This window comes from Frateuria hangzhouensis (assembly GCF_026410505.1).
Classification (GTDB): domain Bacteria; phylum Pseudomonadota; class Gammaproteobacteria; order Xanthomonadales; family Rhodanobacteraceae; genus Frateuria_A; species Frateuria_A hangzhouensis.
Genome location: NZ_JAPMIU010000001.1, coordinates 17,023 through 39,254 on the forward strand (window position 1 = coordinate 17,023; position 22,232 = coordinate 39,254).

At 65.5% G+C, this 22,232-nt stretch carries 17 protein-coding genes; 15 read left to right on the plus strand and 2 right to left on the minus strand.

Features of this window, described 5'->3' with window-relative positions:
• Positions 1 to 21: 21 nt before the first annotated feature.
• The 12 genes from OSC30_RS00070 to OSC30_RS00125 all read left to right on the plus strand — a co-directional run bounded on the left by OSC30_RS00070 (position 22) and on the right by OSC30_RS00125 (position 15,238).
• Positions 22 to 1,512: an ATPase domain-containing protein gene (locus OSC30_RS00070; RefSeq protein WP_267169794.1), complete on the plus strand. Its 1,491-nt coding sequence runs from the start codon at positions 22 to 24 to the stop codon at positions 1,510 to 1,512.
• Positions 1,509 to 3,539 (plus strand): hybrid sensor histidine kinase/response regulator, encoded by a 2,031-nt coding sequence (locus OSC30_RS00075; protein ID WP_267169795.1) that lies wholly within the window; start codon positions 1,509 to 1,511, stop codon positions 3,537 to 3,539. Before OSC30_RS00070 ends, OSC30_RS00075 begins: the two co-directional genes overlap by 4 nt.
• An 82-nt stretch (positions 3,540 to 3,621) precedes the next feature.
• Positions 3,622 to 4,617 carry a sensor histidine kinase gene (locus OSC30_RS00080; RefSeq protein WP_267169796.1) on the plus strand — a complete coding sequence of 332 codons (996 nt, stop codon included), beginning with the start codon at positions 3,622 to 3,624 and terminating at the stop codon, positions 4,615 to 4,617.
• Positions 4,618 to 4,851: 234 nt separating this feature from the next.
• Positions 4,852 to 5,157: a hypothetical protein gene (locus OSC30_RS00085; protein ID WP_245188003.1), complete on the plus strand. Its 306-nt coding sequence runs from the start codon at positions 4,852 to 4,854 to the stop codon at positions 5,155 to 5,157.
• A gap of 249 nt (positions 5,158 to 5,406) precedes the next feature.
• Entirely contained in the window at positions 5,407 to 7,245 is a 1,839-nt protein-coding gene (locus tag OSC30_RS00090; protein WP_267169797.1) for a type I restriction-modification system subunit M, read from the plus strand.
• A gap of 151 nt (positions 7,246 to 7,396) precedes the next feature.
• Entirely contained in the window at positions 7,397 to 8,659 is a 1,263-nt protein-coding gene (locus tag OSC30_RS00095) for a restriction endonuclease subunit S (RefSeq protein ID WP_267169798.1), read from the plus strand.
• Positions 8,656 to 9,111 (plus strand): hypothetical protein, encoded by a 456-nt coding sequence (locus tag OSC30_RS00100; RefSeq protein WP_267169799.1) that lies wholly within the window; start codon positions 8,656 to 8,658, stop codon positions 9,109 to 9,111. The genes OSC30_RS00095 and OSC30_RS00100 overlap by 4 nt, the downstream gene beginning before the upstream one ends.
• Before the next feature lie 32 nt (positions 9,112 to 9,143).
• Positions 9,144 to 10,070: a DUF5655 domain-containing protein gene (locus OSC30_RS00105; protein WP_267169800.1), complete on the plus strand. Its 927-nt coding sequence runs from the start codon at positions 9,144 to 9,146 to the stop codon at positions 10,068 to 10,070.
• A gap of 57 nt (positions 10,071 to 10,127) precedes the next feature.
• A complete protein-coding gene (locus OSC30_RS00110; RefSeq protein ID WP_267169801.1) occupies positions 10,128 to 10,742 on the plus strand; it encodes a nucleotidyltransferase domain-containing protein in 615 nt (204 codons plus the stop codon).
• A gap of 158 nt (positions 10,743 to 10,900) precedes the next feature.
• Positions 10,901 to 11,434: a MarR family transcriptional regulator gene (locus tag OSC30_RS00115; protein WP_267169802.1), complete on the plus strand. Its 534-nt coding sequence runs from the start codon at positions 10,901 to 10,903 to the stop codon at positions 11,432 to 11,434.
• On the plus strand, positions 11,421 to 12,134 hold the full coding sequence (locus OSC30_RS00120) for a hypothetical protein (RefSeq protein WP_267169803.1): 714 nt from the start codon (positions 11,421 to 11,423) through the stop codon (positions 12,132 to 12,134). The genes OSC30_RS00115 and OSC30_RS00120 overlap by 14 nt, the downstream gene beginning before the upstream one ends.
• On the plus strand, positions 12,131 to 15,238 hold the full coding sequence (locus OSC30_RS00125) for a type I restriction endonuclease subunit R (protein ID WP_267169804.1): 3,108 nt from the start codon (positions 12,131 to 12,133) through the stop codon (positions 15,236 to 15,238). Before OSC30_RS00120 ends, OSC30_RS00125 begins: the two co-directional genes overlap by 4 nt.
• A 97-nt stretch (positions 15,239 to 15,335) precedes the next feature.
• Here the strand turns inward: OSC30_RS00125 and OSC30_RS00130 are convergent, their stop codons facing one another.
• Positions 15,336 to 15,995: a YajG family lipoprotein gene (locus tag OSC30_RS00130; RefSeq protein ID WP_267169805.1), complete on the minus strand. Its 660-nt coding sequence runs from the start codon at positions 15,993 to 15,995 to the stop codon at positions 15,336 to 15,338.
• Positions 15,996 to 16,319: 324 nt separating this feature from the next.
• Between OSC30_RS00130 and OSC30_RS00135 the strand changes: the two genes are divergently transcribed.
• The 3 genes from OSC30_RS00135 (at position 16,320) to OSC30_RS00145 (ending at position 20,882) form a co-directional block, all read left to right on the plus strand.
• Entirely contained in the window at positions 16,320 to 18,965 is a 2,646-nt protein-coding gene (locus OSC30_RS00135; RefSeq protein ID WP_267169806.1) for a M1 family metallopeptidase, read from the plus strand.
• A gap of 463 nt (positions 18,966 to 19,428) precedes the next feature.
• Positions 19,429 to 19,818: a carboxypeptidase-like regulatory domain-containing protein gene (locus OSC30_RS00140; protein ID WP_267169807.1), complete on the plus strand. Its 390-nt coding sequence runs from the start codon at positions 19,429 to 19,431 to the stop codon at positions 19,816 to 19,818.
• A gap of 680 nt (positions 19,819 to 20,498) precedes the next feature.
• Positions 20,499 to 20,882: a carboxypeptidase-like regulatory domain-containing protein gene (locus tag OSC30_RS00145; protein WP_267169808.1), complete on the plus strand. Its 384-nt coding sequence runs from the start codon at positions 20,499 to 20,501 to the stop codon at positions 20,880 to 20,882.
• An 88-nt stretch (positions 20,883 to 20,970) separates the two neighbouring features.
• Here the strand turns inward: OSC30_RS00145 and OSC30_RS00150 are convergent, their stop codons facing one another.
• Positions 20,971 to 22,176: an acetyl-CoA C-acyltransferase gene (locus tag OSC30_RS00150; RefSeq protein ID WP_267169809.1), complete on the minus strand. Its 1,206-nt coding sequence runs from the start codon at positions 22,174 to 22,176 to the stop codon at positions 20,971 to 20,973.
• Between the last annotated feature and the right edge of the window lie 56 nt (positions 22,177 to 22,232).

A 22,232-nucleotide genomic window follows, 5' to 3' on the forward strand; every position in this document is an offset into this window, starting at 1 on the left:
AATCCACGTACAGGAGAACCCTTGAACGACCTATTGACCGAACAGGCCTCCCTGGGCGTGGCCGGACTGGATGATGTACTCAACGGCGGCCTGACCAAGGGCTGCCTGTTTCTGCTGGAGGGCAGCCCGGGCACGGGCAAGACCACGCTGGGCCTGCAGTTCCTGCTGGCCGGGCGCGACGCCGGAGAGCGCGTGCTTTACGTGACCATGTCCGAAACGGAGAGCGAGCTGCGCAATACCGCTGTCTCCCACGGCTGGACCCTCGATGGGGTCGGTATCTTCGAACTCGTGCCGCCGGAAAACCTGCTCGACGAGGCCCAGCAGCAGAGCCTGCTGTATTCGTCGGACCTGGAGTTGGGCGAGACGACCAACCGCATTTTCCAGGCCTTCGAGCAGATCAACCCGGATCGGGTCGTGCTCGACAGCCTGGCCGAGATCCGCCTGCTCGCACAGGGCTCGCTCCGCTACCGCCGGCAGGTGCTTTCCCTCAAGCACTACTTTGCGCAATCCCGCGCCACGGTGCTGATGCTCGACGACCTGACCAGCGACAGCACCGACAGGACCGTGCACAGCGTGGCCCACGGCGTGCTGCGGCTGGAGGAGCTGTCGCCCGACTACGGCGCCGAGCGCCGGCGCCTGCGCGTACTCAAGTACCGCGGACGGCAGTTTCGCGGCGGCTACCACGATTTCGTGATCCGCAAGGGCGGGGTCAAGGTGTTCCCGCGGCTGGTGTCCGGCGAACACGGTGAGGAATTCGAGCGTGACATGCTGCCATGTCCCTCGCCCCAGTTCAGCGCGCTGCTCGGCGGCGGCATCGAACGCGGCTCCAGCGTGCTGGTGCTGGGTCCCGCCGGTACCGGCAAGTCGTTGCTGGTGCTGACTTTCGTCGCCAGCGCCATTTCGCGCGGCGAGCGCGCCGCCATCTTCATTTTTGACGAAGAGCGGGCGTTGTTCTTCCAGCGCGCGCGCGGCGTCGGCCTGGACGTGCAGGGCATGGTCGACAGCGGCAGGCTGGTGGTCGAGCAGGTCGATGCCGCCCAGATGACGCCTGGCGAGTTTTCCGCCCGTGTCCGCGAGCTGGTGGAAGAGGGCGTGCGCACGGTGGCGGTCGACAGTCTCAACGGCTACCAGGCGGCGATGCCGGAAGAGCAGGCGCTGGTGCTGCACATCCACGAGCTGCTGCAGTTCCTCAACCGACGCGGCGTGACGACCTACCTCACGGTTGCCCAGCACGGCCTGGTGGGGGACATGAAGACGCCCGTTGACGTCACCTACCTCGCCGATACGGTTATCCTGCTGCGTTACTTCGAGGCTCTGGGTCGGGTTCGACGTGCGATTTCCGTGGTGAAAAAGCGCGCCAGCGCCCATGAAGACACGATTCGCGAATACAGCATCGGTCGCGATGGGTTCCACCTGGGCGAGCCATTGATCCACTTCCAGGGCGTGCTTCGCGGCGTCCCGAGCATTTCGCCGGATGACGGAGAAAGCCGCCTGCTGCCGGACCGACCGTGATCCCACACCTTTCCGAGCGCGCCCTCATCCTGGCTCCCCACGGTCGCGATGCCCAGGTGGCCTCCGCGATCCTGGCCGAGGCGAGCATCCGTTGTTTTGCCTCGCCCTCGCTGGACACGCTGGTGGCCGGCATGGAAGCCGGCGCCGGCTTCGCGCTCGTGACCGAAGAGAGCCTGCTGGAGGCGAGCCTGCGTCCGCTCTCCGACTGGCTGGAAGCCCAGCCTGAGTGGTCCGATTTCCCGTTCATCCTGGTCACGCGCCGCGGCGGTATCGAACGCAACCCGGCGTCGGCGCGCCTGCTCGCTCTGTTGGGCAACGTTACCTTCCTGGAACGACCTTTCCATCCGACCACGCTGGTGAGTCTGGCGAAGTCGGCGCTGCGCGGGCGTCGGCGTCAGTACGAGGCCCGCGCGCGGCTTGCCGCGCTGTATGACAGCGAGCAGCGCTTCCGTGCCGCGGTGCAGGCCGTGCAAGGGGTGTTGTGGACCAACAACGCGCAAGGCGAGATGGAAGGCGAGCAAGCCGGATGGGCTGGCCTGACCGGGCAAGAAACGGCCGATTCGGCCGGTTTCGGCTGGATCAAGGCGCTGCACCCGGACGATGTGCAACCGACGCTCGCGGCGTGGGAGAAAGCCCGGGCCGAACAGCGCATGTTCAAGTTCGAGCACCGCCTGCGCACGCGCGACGGTGAATGGCGCACCTTCAGCGTACGTGCAATTCCCACGTTCGACCGCGGCGGCCAGATCCGTGAATGGGTGGGTGTGCACACCGATGTCACCGACCAGCGCGCCACCGAGCAATCGCTACGCGACCTGACGGCCACGCTGGAGCAACGCGTGATCGAGGAAGCCGCCGCTCGCGAGGACGCAACGACCAAGCTGCACGAGGCGCAGAAGCTTGAAACCATCGGACAGCTGACCGGTGGCGTGGCACATGACTTCAACAACCTGTTGATGCCGATCACCGGCGCGCTCGACATGCTCCAGCGCCGCTTCGGCGGGGACGATGAGCGGGCCGCTCGTCTCATCACCAACGCGCTGCAGTCGGCCGAACGCGCCAAGATCCTGGTGCAGCGCCTGCTCGGGTTCGCACGACGACAAAGCCTGGAAACGCAGGCCGTGGAGCTGGCCGCGCTGCTCGATGGCATGCGCGACCTGATCAAGAGCTCGGTCGGCCCGACCATCATCCTGCGCGCGGAATTCCCCGCCGACTTGCCGCAGGTGCTGGCCGATCCGCACCAGTTGGAGCTGGCGATCCTCAATCTCTGCGTCAACGCGCGCGATGCCATGCCCAAAGGCGGCACGCTGGTGATCGAACTGTCGAGCATGGCCTCGGCGCCAACACCGGATCTGCCGGGTACCGGCTACGTCCGCATCGCCGTGACCGACACCGGCATGGGCATGGACCGGGAAACCCTCGCGCGGGCGGTCGAACCGTTCTTTTCCACCAAGGAAACCGGCCGTGGGACCGGCCTGGGCCTGTCGATGGTGCACGGCCTCGCCGGCCAGCTCGGCGGCCACTTCGCGATCGACAGCACCCCCGGCGTGGGCACACGCGTGGAGCTGTGGCTGCCGGTCACGGCCTCCGCCCCGCTGGCACTGCGACGCGACGCCGACGATGGCCGCGTGCCCACCCCGGCACGGCCGCTCGACGTACTGCTGGTCGACGACGAGCAACTGGTGCGCGACGGTACCGCCGCGATGCTGCGCGAGCTGGGCCATGGCGTCGTCGAAGCCAGTGGCGCAGGCGAGGCGCTGGAAAAGCTGCGCGACGGTCTCAGCGTGGATCTGGTCGTGACTGACTACAAAATGCCGCGCATGGACGGCGCCGAGCTGGCGCGCCACTTGCGCCTGTCCCGGCCCGACCTGCCCGTGCTGCTGATCACCGGTTACAGCGGCCACGCGGAGGGCACCCGTGGATTGGCGCGCCTTGGCAAGCCGTTCCGCCAGGCAGACATCGCCATGGCCATCGAAGAGCTCGTGCAACCGAAGCAGATGCAGACGGTGCCAGCGAGCGGAGCTGCCTGAGTTCGGCCCGAGCGTCACGTTTCCTTGGCGTCCGCTTAACTTCCAAGTCACAAGTCTTGCCTCTCAGGCGGGATGCGGACGCATGGAAAAACTGATCGTCGCGGTGCTGTCCAGAAAGCGGCCTCCGGCCGCGGTGGGCTATATCGTGTCGTTCGCGCTGGTGCTGGCGGTACTGGGGCTGGAGCAACTTTTCACGCCGGCGCTGCACCGCTATCTGCCGTTCCTGCCGGTCGTGTTTTTTTCGTCGATCGTCTTCGGCAGGCCAATCGGCCTGTTCACCACCTTGTTCAGCGCCTCGCTCGGCGACGGGGTCATCGGCTTGGCGCTCCATGGCCGCTCGCCTGCGGCCGATGAACTGTTGTTCTTCGTGCTTTTCGCCGCGGTGGGCGTAGCGACCGCCGTGGTGGTCGACGCACTGCGCGCTGCCGTATGCAAGCTGCTGGATGCGGAAGCGGAAACTTCGTTGTTGCTGGACGAACTGGCCCACCGCACGCGCAACGACCTGATGATGATCTCCTCGGTGCTGGGACTGCAGGCCATGCGCCAGACCGATCCGCACGCGCGCGAAGCGCTCGAGTCAGCCGTCGCCCGCGTGCGCGTGATCGCCGAAGCCCAGGAGCGCCTGCGCAAATCCGGCAAGCATGGTGAAGTCGAAGTCGCCGCCTACCTGCGCGCCCTCGGCCACGGCCTGGCCGAACTCCTGCGCGACGTCCGCCCGATCCGCGTCCGCGTGCTGGCCACGCCCATGCAGGTCGATGCCCCGGTTGCCGTCTCCATCGGCCTGATCGCCAACGAACTGGTCACCAACGCCTTCAAGTACGCCTTCCCGGACGGGCAGGGCGGCACCGTGCAGATCACCCTGGAAGCCGTCGGCGAAGGGATGGCCCTGAGCGTGGAAGACGACGGCATCGGCGTCCCGCCGTCGAAAAAGGACGGCCTGGGCACCCGTCTGGTTCACCTGCTCGCCTCGCACCTGAATGGAACGGTCCAGAGCGTGCCGCGCGTGCGCGGGCATGGCGTGCGGGTGCTGCTGCCGATCAGGCCGGTTGCACCCGCGGCCCTCGCTTCCCAGGGTTGATCCCGGTTATGCCTGCCTGGCTGTCGCCCCCCCAAGTCCAAAGTGCGCGCCGCTTCATCCGCGCCCGTCATCTTGACCCGGGTGCGCGCACTGGATTCGCTGGCCGTCGTTCGCTTGGGTTCTTTCGTGGCTTAGTAGCGAGGCCTCAAGCTCGTTAGCCTTCGGTAGGGTCTCAGTCCGAGAGACGCAGGTATCTCAGCATTGCGGCTCTATCGAGCGAGAGAAGGGGGCGACATGATCCGCATATCAATCGCTGGCGAAGAGCGTTACCTGCAAGACGCCGATTCCGATTGGGTGACGCAGCAGGTCGAGCGCCGTCGCAAGGACGGCTTGTCGGTATGCGCCACGGTGGCAATCAACACAGGGGACCTTGCCGTCACGCTGGCTACTCCCGATTGCGCTCGCGGAGGTGGTGGGCGTGTTCCGACTCCGAGGGAAGCCAGCGTCATCGAACTGTGGGGCCAAATGGGTCTCAACCAACCGGGGTGGGCACCAGGCCAGGTGGTTGCCTTCCTCAAGCGCCTTCGAGGGTTGATCTGACGATCGGCGCCGTTTCACCTTCATCGCCACGGATGCTGCTTCACGGCCAGACGCCCGTTGCCGCAATCAGCGGTCGCCTGACCCGGCTCCTTTGCGTACGATGCCGGGACGCGTTGGACCACAGGGGGTTCTCCGTGACGCCATCAGGCAGCCTGCTGCGCCGGCTGATGCTTGCCCACGTGCCCTCGTGCCTCAACGACCGCAGACCCGGGACGCGGCTGGCGCCCCACGAAGGAAGCGTTTCCAAGCATGAACCAGAGTTCCCTTTCCGCCCTGATCTGGGCCGTCGCCGACCTGCTGCGCGGTGACTTCAAGCAATCCGAATACGGTCGCGTGATCCTGCCGTTCACCGTACTGCGCCGGCTCGACTGCGTGCTGGAAGCGAGCAAGCCGAAGGTGCTGGCGGAAAAGAAGAAGCGCGAGGCCGCCGGGCTGGACCCCGATCCCTTCCTGCGCCGCGTCTCGGACGTGAAGTTCTACAACACCTCCGAGCTGGACCTGCCCAGGCTCATGGGCGACCAGGACCACATCGAGTCCAACCTCACCAGCTACGTGCAGGGCTTCTCGCCCGAGGTGCGCGAGATCTTCGAGCGCTTTGACTTCGCCACCCAGGTCAACCGGCTGGCCAAGGCCGACCTGTTGTACCTGGTCACCGAGAAGTTCGCCAACGTCGACCTGCACCCGGACCGCGTAGACAACGTGCAGATGGGCCTGGTGTTCGAGGAGCTGATCCGCAAGTTCGCGGAGCTCTCCAACGAAACCGCTGGTGAGCACTTCACCCCGCGCGAAGTCATCCGGCTGATGGTCAACCTCATCTTCATCGAGGACGACGAGGTGCTCACCCCCGGCAACAACGTGGTGCGCACCATCTATGACCCCACGGCGGGGACGGGCGGCATGCTCTCGGTGGCGGCCGAGTTCCTGCGCGACCACAACCCGGACGCGCGCCTGTCGCTGTTCGGCCAGGAGCTCAACGACGAGTCCTACGCCATCTGCAAGGCGGACATGCTGATCCGCGGGCAGGAAGTCACCAACCTGGTGCCCGGCAACACGCTCAGCGACGACGGCCATGCCGCGCGCAAGTTCGACTACATGCTGTCCAACCCGCCGTTCGGCGTGGAGTGGAAGAAGGTCGAGAAGGCGATCCGCAAGGAGCACGAGGAGAAGGGCTTCGACGGCCGCTTCGGTCCCGGCCTGCCGCGCGTGTCCGATGGCTCCATGCTGTTCCTGCTGCACCTGGTGTCCAAGATGCGCCCGGCGGTGGACGGCGGCAGCCGCTTCGGCATCGTGCTCAACGGCTCGCCGCTGTTCACCGGTGGCGCCGGCAGCGGCGAGAGCGAGATCCGCCGGTATCTCTTGGAGAACGACCTGGTGGAGGCCATCGTCGCCCTGCCCACCGACATGTTCTACAACACCGGCATCGCCACCTACGTGTGGGTGGTTTCCAACAAGAAGCCGGCCGAGCGCAAGGGCTTCGTGCAGCTCATCGACGCCGGCAGCTTCTGGCAGAAGATGCGCAAGAGCCTCGGCTCCAAGCGCAAGGAAATGAGCGACGAGCACATCGACGCCATCACCAAACTGTTCGGCGAATTCCAGGAGGCGGAACTGGCCACCGTGTTCGACGCCGACGGCAAGGAAGTGACGCGCGCCATCATCGCCGCCGCCGAATTCGCCCCCGAGCCGCCGCCCGGCGGCAAGGTGAAGGTGGCGCCGCTGGCGCGCATCTTCCGCAACGAGGAGTTCGGCTACACCACCATCACCGTCGAGCGCCCGCTGCGCGACGAGCAGGGCAACGTGGTGCTGGGCCAGAAGGGCAGGCAGAAGGGCCAGCCGCAACCGGACAGCAGCCTGCGCGATACCGAGAACGTGCCGCTGGGTGAGGACATCCAGGCCTACTTCGAACGCGAGGTGTTGCCGCACGCGCCCGACGCCTGGATCGACGAGGCCAAGAGCAAGGTCGGCTACGAGATCCCCTTCAACCGCCACTTCTACGTGTTCGAGCCACCGCGCCCGCTGCACGCCATCGACGAGGAACTGAAGGCGGTTTCGGCGCGCATCATGGCCATGCTGGGAGAGCTGGCCGAATGACCGCGCAGCCCATTCCGCCCCAGCCCCACCGCGCTCACCCGCATCCCCACGCCCAGCCCCCCATTCCCCGCACCACCAGCATCGCCATCAGCCCCACCGTCATGCCAGCGCACGCTGGCATCCAGCGTCTTGGCTTGTGCGGGGTGCGGTCGTGAGCTTGCCCCGTTATCCGGAATACAAAGGCAGCGATATCGAGTGGCTGGGAGAAGTGCCTGCGCACTGGGAAGTCGCACAGCTGAAGCGAGTTCTCGACATACAGAATGGTGCTGATCACAAGAGCATCGAGACCGATGATGGTTACCCGGTCATCGGCTCTGGTGGGCCGTTTGCCTATGCGTCGGAATTCATCTACGACGGCGAATCCGTGCTGCTCGGTCGAAAAGGGACAATTGATCGACCACTCTACGTGACCGGGAAGTTTTGGACTGTCGACACGATGTATTGGACAAAGGTGAGTGCTGACGCCTGCGGGCGGTTCTGCTACTACGCGGCGCTCACAATCCCGTTCGATTTTTACTCGACCAACACCGCGCTACCGAGCATGACCAAAAGCGTGCTGAGCGCGCATCCGATTGCGCTTCCGCTTTATGACGAACAACACGCCATCGCCACCTTCCTCGACCGCGAAACCACCAAGATCGACGCCCTGATCGCTGAACAGGAAAAGCTGCTGGCGCTGCTGGCCGAAAAACGCCAGGCCACCATCTCCCACGCCGTCACCCGCGGCCTCAACCCCAACGCCCCCATGAAGGACTCCGGCATCCCCTGGCTGGGCGAAGTGCCGGCGCATTGGCGTGTTACTAAGTGCGGGCGTTTTTTATCTGTCTTGTCGGGCTATGCGTTTCCGTCCGCTGGGTTCGATCACAACGGAAACGGCACCAAACTTCTGCGTGGAGTCAACGTCTCGGTTGGGTCACTTCGCTGGGACGATGTCGTCTACTGGGAGAGATCGACAGATGACGGCCTTGATGAATATGAGTTGCAGGTCGGCGACTTGGTCATAGGTATGGATCGCCCACTGATCGCCGCCGGGATGCGTGTTGCAAAGGTCAAAGAGGAGGATGTGCCATGCCTCTTACTCCAACGTGTTGCACTGCTCAGAACCTCTTCCGAATTGAATTCGGATTTTCTGATGCATTGGCTGTCAACACCGATGTTTGTTGCGCACTTCTCGCCGGAGACTACGGGGGTTAGCGTGCCTCATATCAGTCCGGATCAGATCGCGTCGTTCGTAATCGCGTTGCCGCCGAACGATGAGCAGCGAAAGATTATTGAGTTTTTGGATGAGGAATTGGGTCGCCTGACGCGCTTGTGCTGGCAGTCCGAGCAAGCTGTCCAACTTCTTAAAGAACGCCGCAGTGCCCTGATCTCCGCCGCCGTCACCGGCAAGATCGACGTGAGGCACGCTGCATGAGCGAAAAGAGCGAAGCGATCGTCGGCTTCATCGCCAACCTGATGCCGCTCTACCAGGGGGAGCGATACGACGGGGACTGGTGCGCCCGTTCTCTCACCGACGGCACGCTAATCCTGCCTGTCGACGAATCCGGCGATGAAGAGGAAGAGGGCTGGCTTCGCGTGCGCTGGCAAGGCGATTCCTCCCGGGAGCAGGAAGTACAGGGCTTCCTGCTGGCCAGCGTGGCCTTGGAGCGCTACGTCCGCTTCCACGGCACCGGCTTCGACGAGGAAGCGCTCGCCGGCGAACTCGGCTTCATGGCGGAGCACTTCACGTTCAAAACCGGCTGCCATGTCTACCTGCCCCAGTTACCCGACCCGCCCAGTCGATTGACCAAGATCGCGCGCGGTGCGCTGACGATGGAGCAGGGCGTGCTGGTCAATGTCTTCAGCAAGGTGACGGGTTTTGGTTAGTCCGGTTTCAACTCAGGGGAGAAGGGAAGCGTATGAGTGACATTCAATTGTTCCGGCTCGCCTCAGGGACCGCGCATGAGCTGGCCGGCCGCGCCGCAGCCGTGGAAAAGCACCTGCAATCCCTGATCGAGGCGCAGATGCCGACCTTCCTCGGCGTGCGCTTCCTCGCCACCGAGTACGTCACCGGCAAGACCCACAAGGGCCGCATCGACTCGCTGGGGCTGGACGAGAACGGCTGCCCGGTGATTGTCGAGTACAAGCGGCACAGCAACGAGAACGTGATCAACCAGGGCCTGTTCTACCTGGATTGGCTCCTGGACCATCGCGCCGAGTTCCAGTGGCTGGTGATGGAAAAGCTGGGCAAGGACGTGGCCGAGCAGATCGACTGGTCCGGCACGCGCCTGCTGTGCATCGCCGCCGACTTCACCCGCTACGACCAGCACGCGGTGCAGCAGATTCCTCGCAACATCGAGCTGATCCGCTACAAGCTGTTCGGGGACGATTTGCTGCTGCTGGATCTGGTCAACAGCGTGAGCGTGGGCGACGCCACCGTCGCGAAGGCGGCTTCTTCGGCATCCGGAGCGGAGAAGGCGAAGGCCGGCGGCAAGGACAAGACGGCCGAGGATCAACTTGGCCAGGCGCAGCCGATCATCAGCGAGGTATATGAGGCGCTTGCCAGTCAACTGCTTTCGCTGGGTGACGACGTTCAGGAGAAGCAGCTCAAGCAATACATCGCGTTCCGCCGCCTGAAGAACTTCGCCTGCGTGGTGCCGTACAAGGACAAGCTGCTGGTTCTGCTCAAGCTGGACCCGGCCACGGTCGTACTTGAGGACGGCTTCAGCCGAGATGTGAGCGGCATCGGCAAATGGGGCACCGGGGACGTCGAGGTCTGCATCCGCGATAAGGCAGACCTGCAGCGGGCCATGCCCCTCATCGAACGTAGCTACGCCGAAAGTTGAGGCGGGGAGATTGGGTGCGCTTGCCCGGTGTTGCTGATTGGCTACGTTTGTCGCCTAATGAGCAACACGTCCGCCGTGATGGATTTGCTTTTCCCCGCCACCCGCCAACGGGTGCTGGCGGTGCTGCTGCTCGAACCGGAGGCCAGCTTCCACCTGCGCGAGCTGGCGCGCCTCACCGGCAGTCACGCCGGCACGCTGGGGCGCGAGCTGTACAAGCTGACCGAGGCGGGCCTGCTGGAACGCCGCGAGCAGGGCAACCAGGTGCGCTACCAGGCCAACGCGCAGTGCCCGCTGTTCGGCGAGCTGGCCTCGATGTTCCGCAAGACCCACGGCATGGTGCCGGTGTTGCGCGAGGCGATGGCGCCGCTGGCCAGCCGGATTCGGGTGGCGGTGGTATTCGGCTCTATGGCGCGCGGCACGCAGTCGGCCGGCAGCGACATGGACCTGCTGGTGGTGGGCAAGGTGGGCTTCGCCGAGCTGGTGCAGGCGCTGTATCCCGTGCAGCAGGCCTTGCAGCGCGAGATCAACCCGGTGCTCTACACCGCGGTTGAGTTCCGCCGCCGTGTCGACGCGGGCGAAGCGTTCGTGCGCCGGGTGCTGGACCAGCCCCAGGTGTTCCTGACAGGAGACAAGGATGACCTTGCAGAACTTGCCGGCGATCCACGCTTCTGATGGCGCGGCGATCCGCAAGCTGGACACTGCGCGACGCAACCACGCCGATGCGCGGATGGTCAGTCCGGACAAAGGTGCGTGACGCCGCAGGATCAGGCACTGCTTGCATCAGCCGCGTTGGTGGTGGATATTCCAAATTCCGGAATATGGAATAGTCCATGGAACTGAAGCCCCAGGATCTTCTCGTGCTGTTCAAGGCGGCCGCCCATCCAGGGCAGCGCTGGACTTACGCAGCCTTGGGTAACGACCTTGGGCTCAGCCCATCGCAAGCCCATCGCAGCGTTCAGCGCGCCATTGCCGCGGGCCTGGCGGTGATGCGTGGTCGCGGCGATTGGGCGCCCGTGCGTCCGGCGCTGACCGAGTTCGCTGTTCATGGCGTGCGCTATGTCTGGCCCGCGCAGCCCGGGCCGGTAAAGCGCGGGTTGCCGACATCGTTTGGCGTGGAACCCCTGGCCGGAAAGATCACCGCGGCAGCCAGCGAAGTGCCGGTGTGGGCGCACCCGGCGGGCAAGGCCAAGGGGCCGAGTCTGTCGCCGATCTACCGTTCGGCACCGCAGGCCGCGCTGCTCGATCCCGCCTTGCACCGTCTGCTGGCCTTGCAGGACGCGATCCGCGCGGGCCGCGCGCGCGAGCGATCGCTGGCCACCGACCTGTTGACCAAGGAGCTGGAGCGAACGGATGCGCAGGGATGACCCGAACCTGCCCACCCTGCGCACGATCGCGCAGGCGTTGGGCGACCTGAGGGAGCAGGTGGTGTTTCTCGGTGGTGCAGTGGCTGGCCTGCTGGTGACGGACCCGCTGGCCGAAGGCGTGCGCGCGACCCGCGATGTGGATGCGGTGGCGCAGGCCGGGCGGGCGCAGTTCCAGCGCATGCAGCGCGAGCTGGCCCGTCGCGGCTTTCAGGAGGATGCGGACAGCGGCGTGATCTGTCGCTGGATCCATCGCGATTCCGGTGCGGTGTTCGACCTGATGCCGGAAAGCCCGGATGTGCTGGGCTTTGCCAACCGCTGGTATCCCTATACGGTGGGCACCGCGCAAAGGGTGGCGCTGGGCGAGGGGCTGCAGATCCGGTTGGCGACCGCGGTGGCCTTTGTGGCGACCAAGTTGGAGGCGTTCGCGAGTCGGGGGCGCGGTGATGTGCTGGCCAGCCACGACCTGGAAGACGTGCTGAACGTTGTCGATGGGCGCGAGGAGCTGGTAAGGGAAGTGGCAGAGGCGGCGCAGGACGTGCGGCAAGCCATCGCCGCCGCGTTCGCCGATTTGCTGGCGCGGCCGGGCTTCACCGATGTGCTGCCCGGCTTGATCGCCGAGCCGGAGCGCGCGGACGTGGTCGCCAGTCGCCTGCAGGCGATGGCGCAGGGGCAGGAACAGACAGGGGAAGGTAGGGCATGAATCTGCATCGCGAGCACCACTTCGAGCGCGAAATCTGCGAGCACCTCGCCGCGCACGGGTGGCTCTACGCCGAGGGCGACGCCCAGCAGTACGACCGCACGCACGGCCTCTACCTGCCGGACCTGCTGGCCTGGATCGAGGCGACCCAACCAGAGGCCTGGGAGCGCCTGACCAAAGCGCACGGCCCGGCAACGGCGGCCCGCATCGCCGAGCGCGTGCGCAAGAGCCTGGACGAGCGCGGCACGCTGGAGGTGCTGCGCCGCGGCGTGGAGATGGTCGGGCTGAAGGCGCCGCTGGCGCTGGTGCAGTTCAAGCCGGCACTGGCGATGAACCCCGAGCTGGAGCGGCGCTTCGCAGCGAACCGCCTGCGCGTGGTGCGGCAGGTAAAGCATTCGCCGAACAACCCCAACGACGCGCTGGACCTGGTGCTGTTCGTCAACGGCATCGCGGTGGCGACGGCGGAGCTCAAGTCCGACTTTACCCAGAGCGTGGGCGACGCGGTGGACCAGTACCGCTACGACCGGCATCCACATCCCAAGGGCGGCGTGGCCGAGCCGTTGCTGTCCTTCCCCGGCGGCGCGCTGGTGCATTTCGCGGTGAGCCAGGCCGAGGCGATGATGACCACCCGGCTGGCCGGCAAGGATACGCGCTTCCTGCCGTTCAACCTGGGGCATGACGGCGGCGCGGGCAATCCGCCCAATTCGGACGGCTTTGCCACCGCCTACCTGTGGCAGCAGGTGTGGGCGCGCGACAGCTGGCTGGAGATTCTGGGCCGCTATCTGATCGGCAAGCGCGACGACAAGAAGCGGCTGACCAGCGTGATCTTTCCGCGCTACCACCAGCTCGACGCGACGCGGAAGCTGGTGGCCGACGTGCGCGCGAACGGGCCGGGGCAGCGCTATCTCATCCAGCACTCGGCCGGCTCGGGCAAGACCAATTCGATCGCTTGGAGCGCGCACTTCCTCGCCGACCTGCACGACGAGGGCAACGCCAAGCTGTTCGACAGCGTGCTGGTGGTGTCCGACCGCAACGTGCTGGATGCGCAGCTGCAGGAGGCCATATTCGACTTCGAGCGCACCGCCGGGGTGGTGGAGACGATCACCAGCGAGCGGGGCAGCAAGAGCGCGCAGCTTCGCGCCGCTCTGGAGGCGGGCAAGAAGATCATTGTCTGCACCATTCAGACGTTCCCCGCCGCGATGAGTGCGGCGCAAGAGCTTGCCGCCACGGAGGGCAAGCGCTTCGCGGTGATCGCCGATGAGGCGCACAGCTCGCAGACCGGCGAGTCGGCCGCCAAGCTCAAGCAGCTGTTGAGCGCGCAAGAATGGGCCGAATTGCAGGACGGTGGCGAGATCGACACCGAGACTCTCATGGCCGCGACCATGGCTGCCCGAGCGGGTGGCCAGCAGGGGCTGACCTACGTGGCCTTCACCGCCACGCCCAAGGCCAAGACGCTGGAGCTGTTCGGTCGGCCGGGCCCGGATGGGTTGCCGCAGCCGTTCCACGTCTATTCGATGCGCCAGGCGATCGAGGAGGGCTTCATTCTCGATGTCCTGCGCAACTACACGCCGTACAAGCTTGCGTTCCGGCTCGCCCACGAGGGCAGGGAGATCGACCAGGTCGCGGTGGAGCGCGGCGCGGCGATGAAGGGGATCATGCAGTGGGTTCGCCTGCACCCCTACAACATCGCGGCCAAGGTGCAGATCGTGGTGGAGCACTACCGCGAACACGTGCAGCCGCTGCTGGGCGGCAAGGCCAAGGCGATGGTGGTGGTCGGCAGCCGCAAGGAGGCCGTGCGCTGGCAGAAGGCGGTGCGCGAATACATCGCACGGCAGAACTACCCGCTGGGCGTGCTGGTGGCGTTTTCCGGCGAGGTGAATGATCCGGACAGCTTCCCCGAGCCAGTCACCGAGACCAGCGCACATCTCAACCCGGGCCTGAAAGGGCGCGACATCCGCGACGCCTTCGCCCAGCCGGACTATCACCTGCTGCTGGTCGCCAACAAGTACCAGACCGGCTTCGACCAGCCACTGCTGTGCGGCATGTACGTGGACAAGCTGCTGGGCGGCATCCAGGCGGTGCAGACGCTGTCGCGGCTCAACCGCGCGCATCCGGGCAAGGACACCACCTACATCCTCGACTTCGTCAACGAGGCGGCAGAGATTCTCAAGGCGTTCAAGACCTACTACGCCACTGCCGAGCTGGAAGCGGCCACCGATCCGCACCTGGTGTTCGACCTGCGCGCCAAGCTCGACGCCAGTGGCCACTACGACGACTTCGAAGTGGATCGAGTGGCCAGGATCGAGACCGACCCGAACGCCACGCAGGCACAGCTCAGTGCCGCGATGGCGCCGGTCGCCGACCGTCTCCTCAAGCGTTACCGTGCCGCCCAGCTCGCCCGTGCCGATGCGCTGGCCCGCGGCGACGAGCCGGCGGCGCAATCGCAGAAGGACATCATGGATGCGCTGCAGCTGTTCAAGGGCGACATGGGCGCCTACGTGCGCCTGTATGCCTTCCTCTCGCAGATGCTCGACTACGGCAACACCGACATCGAGAAGCGCTTCCTCTTCTACAAGCGGCTGATCCCGCTGCTGGAGTTCGGGCGCGAGCGTGAGACTGTGGATCTGTCCAAGGTCGTGCTGACTCATCACACGCTGCGCAGCGCCGGACGCCAACCGCTCAGCCTCAATGCCGATGGCAGCTACAAGTTGCCGCCGATTGACGCTCTCGGAAGCGGTTCAGTACAAGAGAAAGAAAAGGCCTACCTCACCGAGATCATCGAGCGAGTCAACGGCCTCTTCGAGGGCGACCTCACCGACGGTGACCAGCTGCTGTACGTCAATGGCGTGATCAAGGGCAAGCTGCTGGAGAACGAGACGCTGGTGCAGCAGGCCAGCAGCAACAGCAAGGAGCAGTTCGCCAACTCGCCCGATCTGAAGGATGCGCTGCTCAACGCGATCATCGATGCACTCGACGCGCACTCGTTGATGAGCGGTCAGGCGCTCGGCTCGGAGCGAGTACGCAACGGCTTGAAGGACATCCTGCTTGGGCCGGGACAGCTGTATGAGTCCTTGCGTTCTACCGGCGCTTCCAGGGTTGCTGGCTAGGTCGTCTTGCTGGTGCGCAGAGCCGTCGCCGCATCCTTGCGGTCGTTGTCTGGAAGCCGCCGAAGCTGCCTTGAAGCAGCAGCTTCGGCGGGCCGATTCAGAGCCCGTTGTTCGCGGCGGCCTGGTCGAACTGCTTGAGATAGTCCTTGAAGGCGCGCTCGTAGGCCAGCTGCCAATTGGCGTCGCGGGCCACCTGGATGGCGTTGTAGCCGTAGCCTTTCACGTCGAGCTGGCGCTTGCCCCTGGGATCGACGATGTCCAACAAGGTTTCGACGCGCGCCTCGATGCTGGCACTCCACATGCCGGGGGTGAACCAGGCCCAGAACTGGCGGATATCCACGCTCACGTGCGGTGCATCCGAAGGAGCCGTATCCGACGACACCACACTGTACCCACGCGAGGCCAGGGCGTTGACCACAAGTTCGCGTGTCAGTGACTCGACGGTGCCGGACTGCAGCAGGATGTCGCCGAAAGCATGGCCGAAACCACCACGTTTGCGGGCGATGGCCTGCTTGCGCTGCTCGGCATCCAGCTGGTAGCTCGCGCCCTTTTTCAGCGATGGCGTGCTGGGTTCGTCCGGGTCGGCTTCGAACGTACGGGCATCGCGTACCGCGTCAATGACGATCGGTTTGCCACCGCTGACCACGGCCGAACCCGGAGAAGGCACGTCTAACGAAAGCCGCGAGCGTGATGTGGCGCAGCCGGAGAGTACGGCCAGCGCGAAGGCGACGGTCAGACCACGAGCGAGATATTTCACTTTTTCCCCCTTTGGATGTTGCAGTTGCTACAAAGCGATACAGCTGGCGTGGATGGAAATTCGGCGAACGGAACCTACGCCCGCTCGCACGAACGCCCGCAGGCGCTTGCCTGAAGTTCTGCGCGCGCGATCCCCTGTTCCATCGGCTGAGTGCTTTGCAAGCATACCCCGGGGTCTGGAAAGCGGCCCAGCGCGGGCCCATGACTTCCGGCCGTGTCCCCACACGGCCGTCTCGGGCAAAACTCGCGCGGCCCTGTGCCGTTCGTCACCCTCGTGGTGCCGCACGCACGGCCCTCGCTCCGCTCATCCCCACAAGGACCCCTTATGCGTCGTCATCTCTCCACCGCAATCTGCCTGGCTCTGGCCGGGCTATCCATGGCCCCGCTGGGGGCCGCTTCGGCGGCCGAGGCACGGGAGGCGACGACGCAGTTGCCGCGCGGGGTGGTGCCTACGCACTACGACGTGGCGGTGACGCCGCATGCGGACAAGCTCACCTTCGATGGCCAGGCCACGATCACACTGACGGTGGTCAAGCCGACCAGCTCGATCACGCTCAATGCCGCGGACCTCACGTTTTCCAAGGCCTCGCTGACGGCGGAGAAGGGCCGCATGGCGTTCGCCGCGCCGAAGATCGCGGTGGACGGGAAGGCGCAGACCGCCACGTTCACCTTCGATCACCCGATCCCCGCCGGCACCTACCGCCTGGCGATGACCTACACCGGCAAGATCGGAACGCAGGCCAACGGCATCTTCGCGCTGGACTACGACACCAAGGCCGGCAAGAAGCGCGCGCTGTACACGCAGTTCGAGAACTCCGACGCGCGCCGCTTCATCCCTTCGTGGGACGAGCCGAACTACAAGGCCACCTTCACGCTTACGGCCACGGTTCCAAGCGGCGAGATGGCGGTGAGCAACATGCCGATCGCTTCGAAGAAGGACCTCGGCAACGGCATGACCGAGGTGCATTTCGGGCAGTCGCCGAAGATGTCGACCTACCTGCTGTTCTTCGGGCTGGGTGACTTCGAGCGCGCGACGCTAGACGCCGAAGGCACCGAGATCGGTGTGATCACGCAGAAGGGCATGATCGACCAGGCGCAGTTCGCGCTGGATTCGTCCAAGCTGGTGCTGAAGGAATACAACGACTATTTCGGCGTGCCGTATCCGTTGCCGAAGCTGGACAATATCGCGGCGCCGGGCAAGAGCCAGTTCTTCTCGGCGATGGAGAACTGGGGCGCGATCTTCACCTTCGAGTACTCGTTGCTACTGAATCCGCACATCTCCACCCAGCGGGACAAGGAGCGAGTGTTCAACACCGCCGCGCACGAGATGGCGCACCAGTGGTTCGGCGACCTGGTGACTATGAGCTGGTGGGACGACCTGTGGCTCAACGAAGGTTTCGCCTCGTGGATGGCCTCGCGCACGACCCAGAAGCTGCACCCGGAATGGCACACCGAACTCGATGCGGTGGGCGTGCGTGAAGGCGCGATGGGCCAGGACTCGGTCGCCACCACGCACCCGGTGGTGCAGCACGTGGAGACGGTGGAGCAGGCCAGCCAGGCGTTCGATGCGATCACCTATTCGAAGGGCGAGGCGGTGATCCACATGCTGGAAGGTTACGTGGGTGAGGACGCCTGGCGCACCGGCGTGCGCAATTACATGAAGGCGCACGCATACGGCAACACGGTGTCGGACGACCTGTGGAAGTCGGTGCAGGCCGCGGCCGGCAAGCCGATTACGCAGATCGCGCATGACTTCACGCTGCAGCCGGGCATTCCCATGATCGAGGTGCGCGCGGCGGCGTGCTCCAACGGCAAGACCACCATCGCGCTGCGCCAGGGCGAGTTCACCCGCGACCGGCCGAACAAGCAGCCGCTGCGCTGGCACGTGCCGGTGATCGCCAAGACGGTCGGCGGCGAGACGGTTCGCACCGTGGTGGACGGGAAGGCCACGCTGACCGTGCCCGGCTGTGGTCCGGTGCTGGTCAACGCCGGCCAGACGGGCTACTACCGCACGCTGTACGCGCAGAACAATTTCGATGCCCTGAAGGGCCAGTTCGCCAAGCTCGCGCCGATCGACCAGCTTGGTCTGCTGGGTGACACCTGGGCGCTGGGCATGGCCGGCAACGAGCCGGTGTCCAACGTGCTGGCGCTGATCACGGCGACCCCGGCCGACGCCGACCCGCAGGTGTGGTCGGAAGTGGCCGGCTACCTGTCGTCGCTGGACAACTACTACCGCGGCGACAAGGCCCGCCAGCAGCGCCTGCGCACGTTCGCGCTGGGCCAGCTGCAGCCGGTGTTCGCCAAGGTCGGCTGGGAAGCGAAGGCGGGCGAGAGCGCGCCGACCGCCAATCTGCGCCAGACGCTGGTTGGTGTCATGGCGGACCTGGGTGACGAGCAGGTGATCAACGAGGCCCGCCGCCGTTTCGCCGCGCAGAAGACCGACCCCTCGGCGATGCCGGTGGCGCTGCGCAAGACCATCACCGCGATCGTCGCGCAGAAGGCCGACCCGGCGACCTGGGATCATCTGCACGCGCAGGCGAAGGCGGAGACGACCCCGCTGATCAAGGACCAGCTCTACAGCATGCTCTCGATCCCCGAGAATGACGCGCTGGCCCAGCGTGCGCTCAAGCTGGCGCTTACCGACGAGCCGGGTGCGACCAACAGCGCCGGCATGATCCGCGCGGTGGGTTACTACCATCCCGAAGCGGCGTTCGACTTCGCCGTGGCGCATCGGGAGCAGGTGGACAAGCTGGTCGATTCGACTTCCAGCAGCCGCTACTATCCGGTGCTCGGCGCGAGCTCGACCAAGCCGGAGATGATCGAGAAGATCCAGGACTACGCGCAGAAGTACATCGCGCCGACGTCGCGCCGCGTGGCCAGGCAGGTGGTGGCAAACATCAAGTACCGCATGATGATCCGCCAGGATCGCCTGCCGGAAATCGACGCGTGGCTGGACAAGCACGCCGGCTGATCCGCCGGAATCGATGGAAAAAGGAGGGCCCCGCACGCGGGGCCTTTTTTTTGATCACCGTGCTTTACCGGGGAACGTAATGGTCATGCTCTCGACAACGCGCCGTAGCCCACGGCTGTGCGATTCCCCCGGGCGACTGCCGGATCTCCGGTCTCCTGAAAAAAAACGGTCGCGTGCGAGAGGACGTCGGCCGATTGGTTGGTTCCGACCACTTCGCGTGATGAAGCCTTGACGCAATTTCCTGCTGGGGTATGACCTTTGGCCCTAGCTGGCCGCCATGGTCGGAATACGCTGCTCGCGCCGTCTGGTGGATGGCGTAATCATCGATCGGATGGCCGTAGGCGGTGCCTGTTCCAGGCGATCAGCCGTGCGCTTGGTAGGTGGACCGTCCAAACCCTCATGAGCGTTGGCCAAACCCCTGGCTGCTCGTGGGTCCCCCACGTCGATGAGAGCAGGTATCCCCATGAACGCATCCTTCTCGATTCATCCGCGCGTATCCCGTCGCTCACTGGCAAGGAACATGGCTTTGGTCGCCGTCGTTGGCATCTGCGCCGCGGCAGGCTCCGGCGCGTCCCAGGCCGCGGTGACGAAAGGCAGTGTCTTCGGCGACGCGCCGGCAGGCGCCATGGTTCAGGTCAGCAGCGCGGAGTTCGGCATCAATCGCACGATTCCCGTCAATGCCAAGGGGCGCTACCAGGTCGGGTGGCTGCCGATAGGCATCTACACGGTCACCGTGCTCGATCACGGCCAACCGCGGGCCCGGCACCCGAGCGTGCAGGTCTATGTGGACCGCGGTTCCAGGGTGGACATGGGTTGTGGCTACGGACGGTGTACGGAGCTCGCGGCGAACTAGCCCAGGCAAGGCTGGGCGGGTGATCGGGACGATTGCCCACCTCGATGCGAAAGCTCATCAGCTTGCGCCCGGCGCCGGGAGGTGTCGGGCGCTTTTCGTTCTGGTCCGATGCGCGCCGTCCAAAGGCGTTCCTGCACGCGTGGCAAAAGGGTGCCTCGCGGCTTCGTGGAAGGAGCCGCCAGGCCCGCATGGGAACCTCGAAAAACCCCGAAAGCTTCCGTCGCCCACTGTAGAGCCCACTTGTGGGCGATGGTTTTGGCGGCGCAATCAGGCGTAAGGGCATCGCCCACAAGTGGGCTCCTACAAAAGCGTCGCGAAGGAAGTTGTTCGAGGTTCCCGCATGCGGCCGTGCAGGTGCGCGCCTGTGGAAACAGAAAATCCATGGCTGTCGGGCGGTTGGATCATGACCCATGGTACGGATCCGGTACACGCGGGCATGCGCCTTCCCGCAACCGTTTTGCCAGCCGATAGCACAATGACTTTTGACCCTTCGGCGCCGTCGGGGCATCGGGTACGCTTCGCGCGTCCGCACGGAGGCTGATGCCTGGTGCGCGGCTGCAGGTGGTGATTCTGCGGCGTCTTGTGGCGCTGGCGATTTGCCATCCGCACGATCCATGGGCGTAACGTCAAACCCCTGGCGGCCCATGGTTCTCCCACATCGATAACGACAAGGAAAAACCATGAAGAACCTCCACTCGATCAAAACGGGTTCGACCCGTCGTGGCCAGTCCGTGCGGGCGTTCGTGATGGCGGCAGCCGTCGCGGCCTTCGGCATGGCTGGTTCCACCGCCGTCTACGCGCAGGCCACTGCGGGCAAGGTGTTCGGCAACGCGCCGGCCGGCAGCAGTGTTGTCGCAAAGAGCACGACCAACGGCACGCGGCGCGAAGTCCAGGTGGACGAAAAGGGTCGCTATGCGATCCGCCAGCTGCCGGTCGGCGTCTACACGGTGACGCTGTCGGAGAACGGCCAGCCGGTTGCCAAGCACGTGAACGTGCCGGTGATCGTGGGCCGCGGCATCAAGGTGGACTTCGATGGCCAGGATGCGGTCGCCGGCCAACAGTAAGGCATCGACATCGGGCGCTGACGCGGCCGAAAGAAAAGCCAGCGCCGCAAGGCGCTGGCTTTTTTGTTGGGCGTGCGGAGGGCGGGCGTCAGAGCGCCTCGAAGATGCCGGCCGCGCCCATGCCGGTGCCGATGCACATGGTCACCATGCCGTACTTCTGCTTGTGTCGGCGCATGCCGTGCACCAGCGTGGCCACGCGCACCGCACCGGTGGCGCCGAGCGGGTGGCCCAGCGCGATGGCGCCGCCCAGCGGATTGACCTTGGCCGGATCGAGTTCCAGATCCTTCATCACGGCCAGTGCCTGCGCGGCGAAGGCTTCGTTGAGCTCGATCCAGTCAAGCTGGTCCTGGCTGATGCCGGTGCGCTTGAGCGCCAGCGGGATGGCTTCCTTCGGGCCGATGCCCATCACTTCCGGCGGCACGCCGGCGACGGCAAAGCCGACGAAGCGGGCCAGCGGCTGCAGGTTGTATTCCTTGATGGCCTTTTCGCTGGCGATCAGCACGGCGCCAGCGCCGTCGGACATCTGGCTGGAGTTGCCGGCGGTGACGCTGCCGCCGAACTGGCCGTTGCGGAACACGGGTTTGAGCTTGCCCAGCACCTCGGGCGTGCTGCCCGGGCGCGGGCCTTCGTCCTGACTGATGAGGCGGCTGTCGGTCTTGATGCCGCCGGTGGACAGGTCGGGGTAATGGTCATCGAGCTGGAACGGGGTGATCTCGTCCTTGAACTCGCCGGCGGCCTGGGCGGCCAGGGCGCGTTCGTGGCTGCGCGCGGCGAAGGCGTCCTGCTCCTCGCGGCTGACCTTCCACTGCTTGGCCACGTTCTCGGCGGTGATGCCCATGCCGTAGGCGATGCCGATGTGCTCGTTGTCGAAGATGGCCGGATTCATCGCCACCTTGTGGCCCATCATCGGCACCATGCTCATGCTCTCGGTACCGCCGGCGATCATCAGGTCGGCCTCGCCCAGGCGGATCGCATCGGCCGCGTAGGCCACGGCCTGCAGGCCCGAGGAGCAGAAGCGGTTGATGGTGGCACCCGGCACGGTGTGCGGCAGGCCGGCCAGCAGCACGCCGATGCGCGCCACGTTCATGCCTTGCTCGGCCTCGGGCATGGCGCAGCCGATCACGGCATCGCCGATGCGCTGCGGGTCGATGCCCGGCGCCTGCGCCATCACCGCGCGGATTACGTGGGCGAGCATGTCGTCCGGACGGGTGTTCTTGAAGACGCCGCGCGGCGCCTTGCCCACCGGCGTGCGGGTGGCGGCGACGATGTAGGCGTCCTGGATTTGCTTGGTCATTTGGGTTTCTCCGGAAGGCGGCATGGGGGAGTCGGGAGTCGGGATTCGTCAGAGCA

Bases quoted from the DNA above. Each gene is read 5' to 3' on its own strand.
- OSC30_RS00080 (WP_267169796.1), top strand. From the start codon at position 3,622: ATGGAAAAACTGATCGTCGCGGTGCTGTCCAGAAAGCGGCCTCCGGCC.
- OSC30_RS00085 (WP_245188003.1), top strand. From the start codon at position 4,852: ATGATCCGCATATCAATCGCTGGCGAAGAGCGTTACCTGCAAGACGCC.
- OSC30_RS00090 (WP_267169797.1), top strand. From the start codon at position 5,407: ATGAACCAGAGTTCCCTTTCCGCCCTGATCTGGGCCGTCGCCGACCTG.
- OSC30_RS00100 (WP_267169799.1), top strand. From the start codon at position 8,656: ATGAGCGAAAAGAGCGAAGCGATCGTCGGCTTCATCGCCAACCTGATG.
- OSC30_RS00105 (WP_267169800.1), top strand. From the start codon at position 9,144: ATGAGTGACATTCAATTGTTCCGGCTCGCCTCAGGGACCGCGCATGAG.
- OSC30_RS00110 (WP_267169801.1), top strand. From the start codon at position 10,128: ATGAGCAACACGTCCGCCGTGATGGATTTGCTTTTCCCCGCCACCCGC.
- OSC30_RS00115 (WP_267169802.1), top strand. From the start codon at position 10,901: ATGGAACTGAAGCCCCAGGATCTTCTCGTGCTGTTCAAGGCGGCCGCC.
- OSC30_RS00120 (WP_267169803.1), top strand. From the start codon at position 11,421: ATGCGCAGGGATGACCCGAACCTGCCCACCCTGCGCACGATCGCGCAG.
- OSC30_RS00125 (WP_267169804.1), top strand. From the start codon at position 12,131: ATGAATCTGCATCGCGAGCACCACTTCGAGCGCGAAATCTGCGAGCAC.
- OSC30_RS00135 (WP_267169806.1), top strand. From the start codon at position 16,320: ATGCGTCGTCATCTCTCCACCGCAATCTGCCTGGCTCTGGCCGGGCTA.
- OSC30_RS00140 (WP_267169807.1), top strand. From the start codon at position 19,429: ATGAACGCATCCTTCTCGATTCATCCGCGCGTATCCCGTCGCTCACTG.
- OSC30_RS00145 (WP_267169808.1), top strand. From the start codon at position 20,499: ATGAAGAACCTCCACTCGATCAAAACGGGTTCGACCCGTCGTGGCCAG.
- OSC30_RS00150 (WP_267169809.1), bottom strand. From the start codon at position 22,176: ATGACCAAGCAAATCCAGGACGCCTACATCGTCGCCGCCACCCGCACG.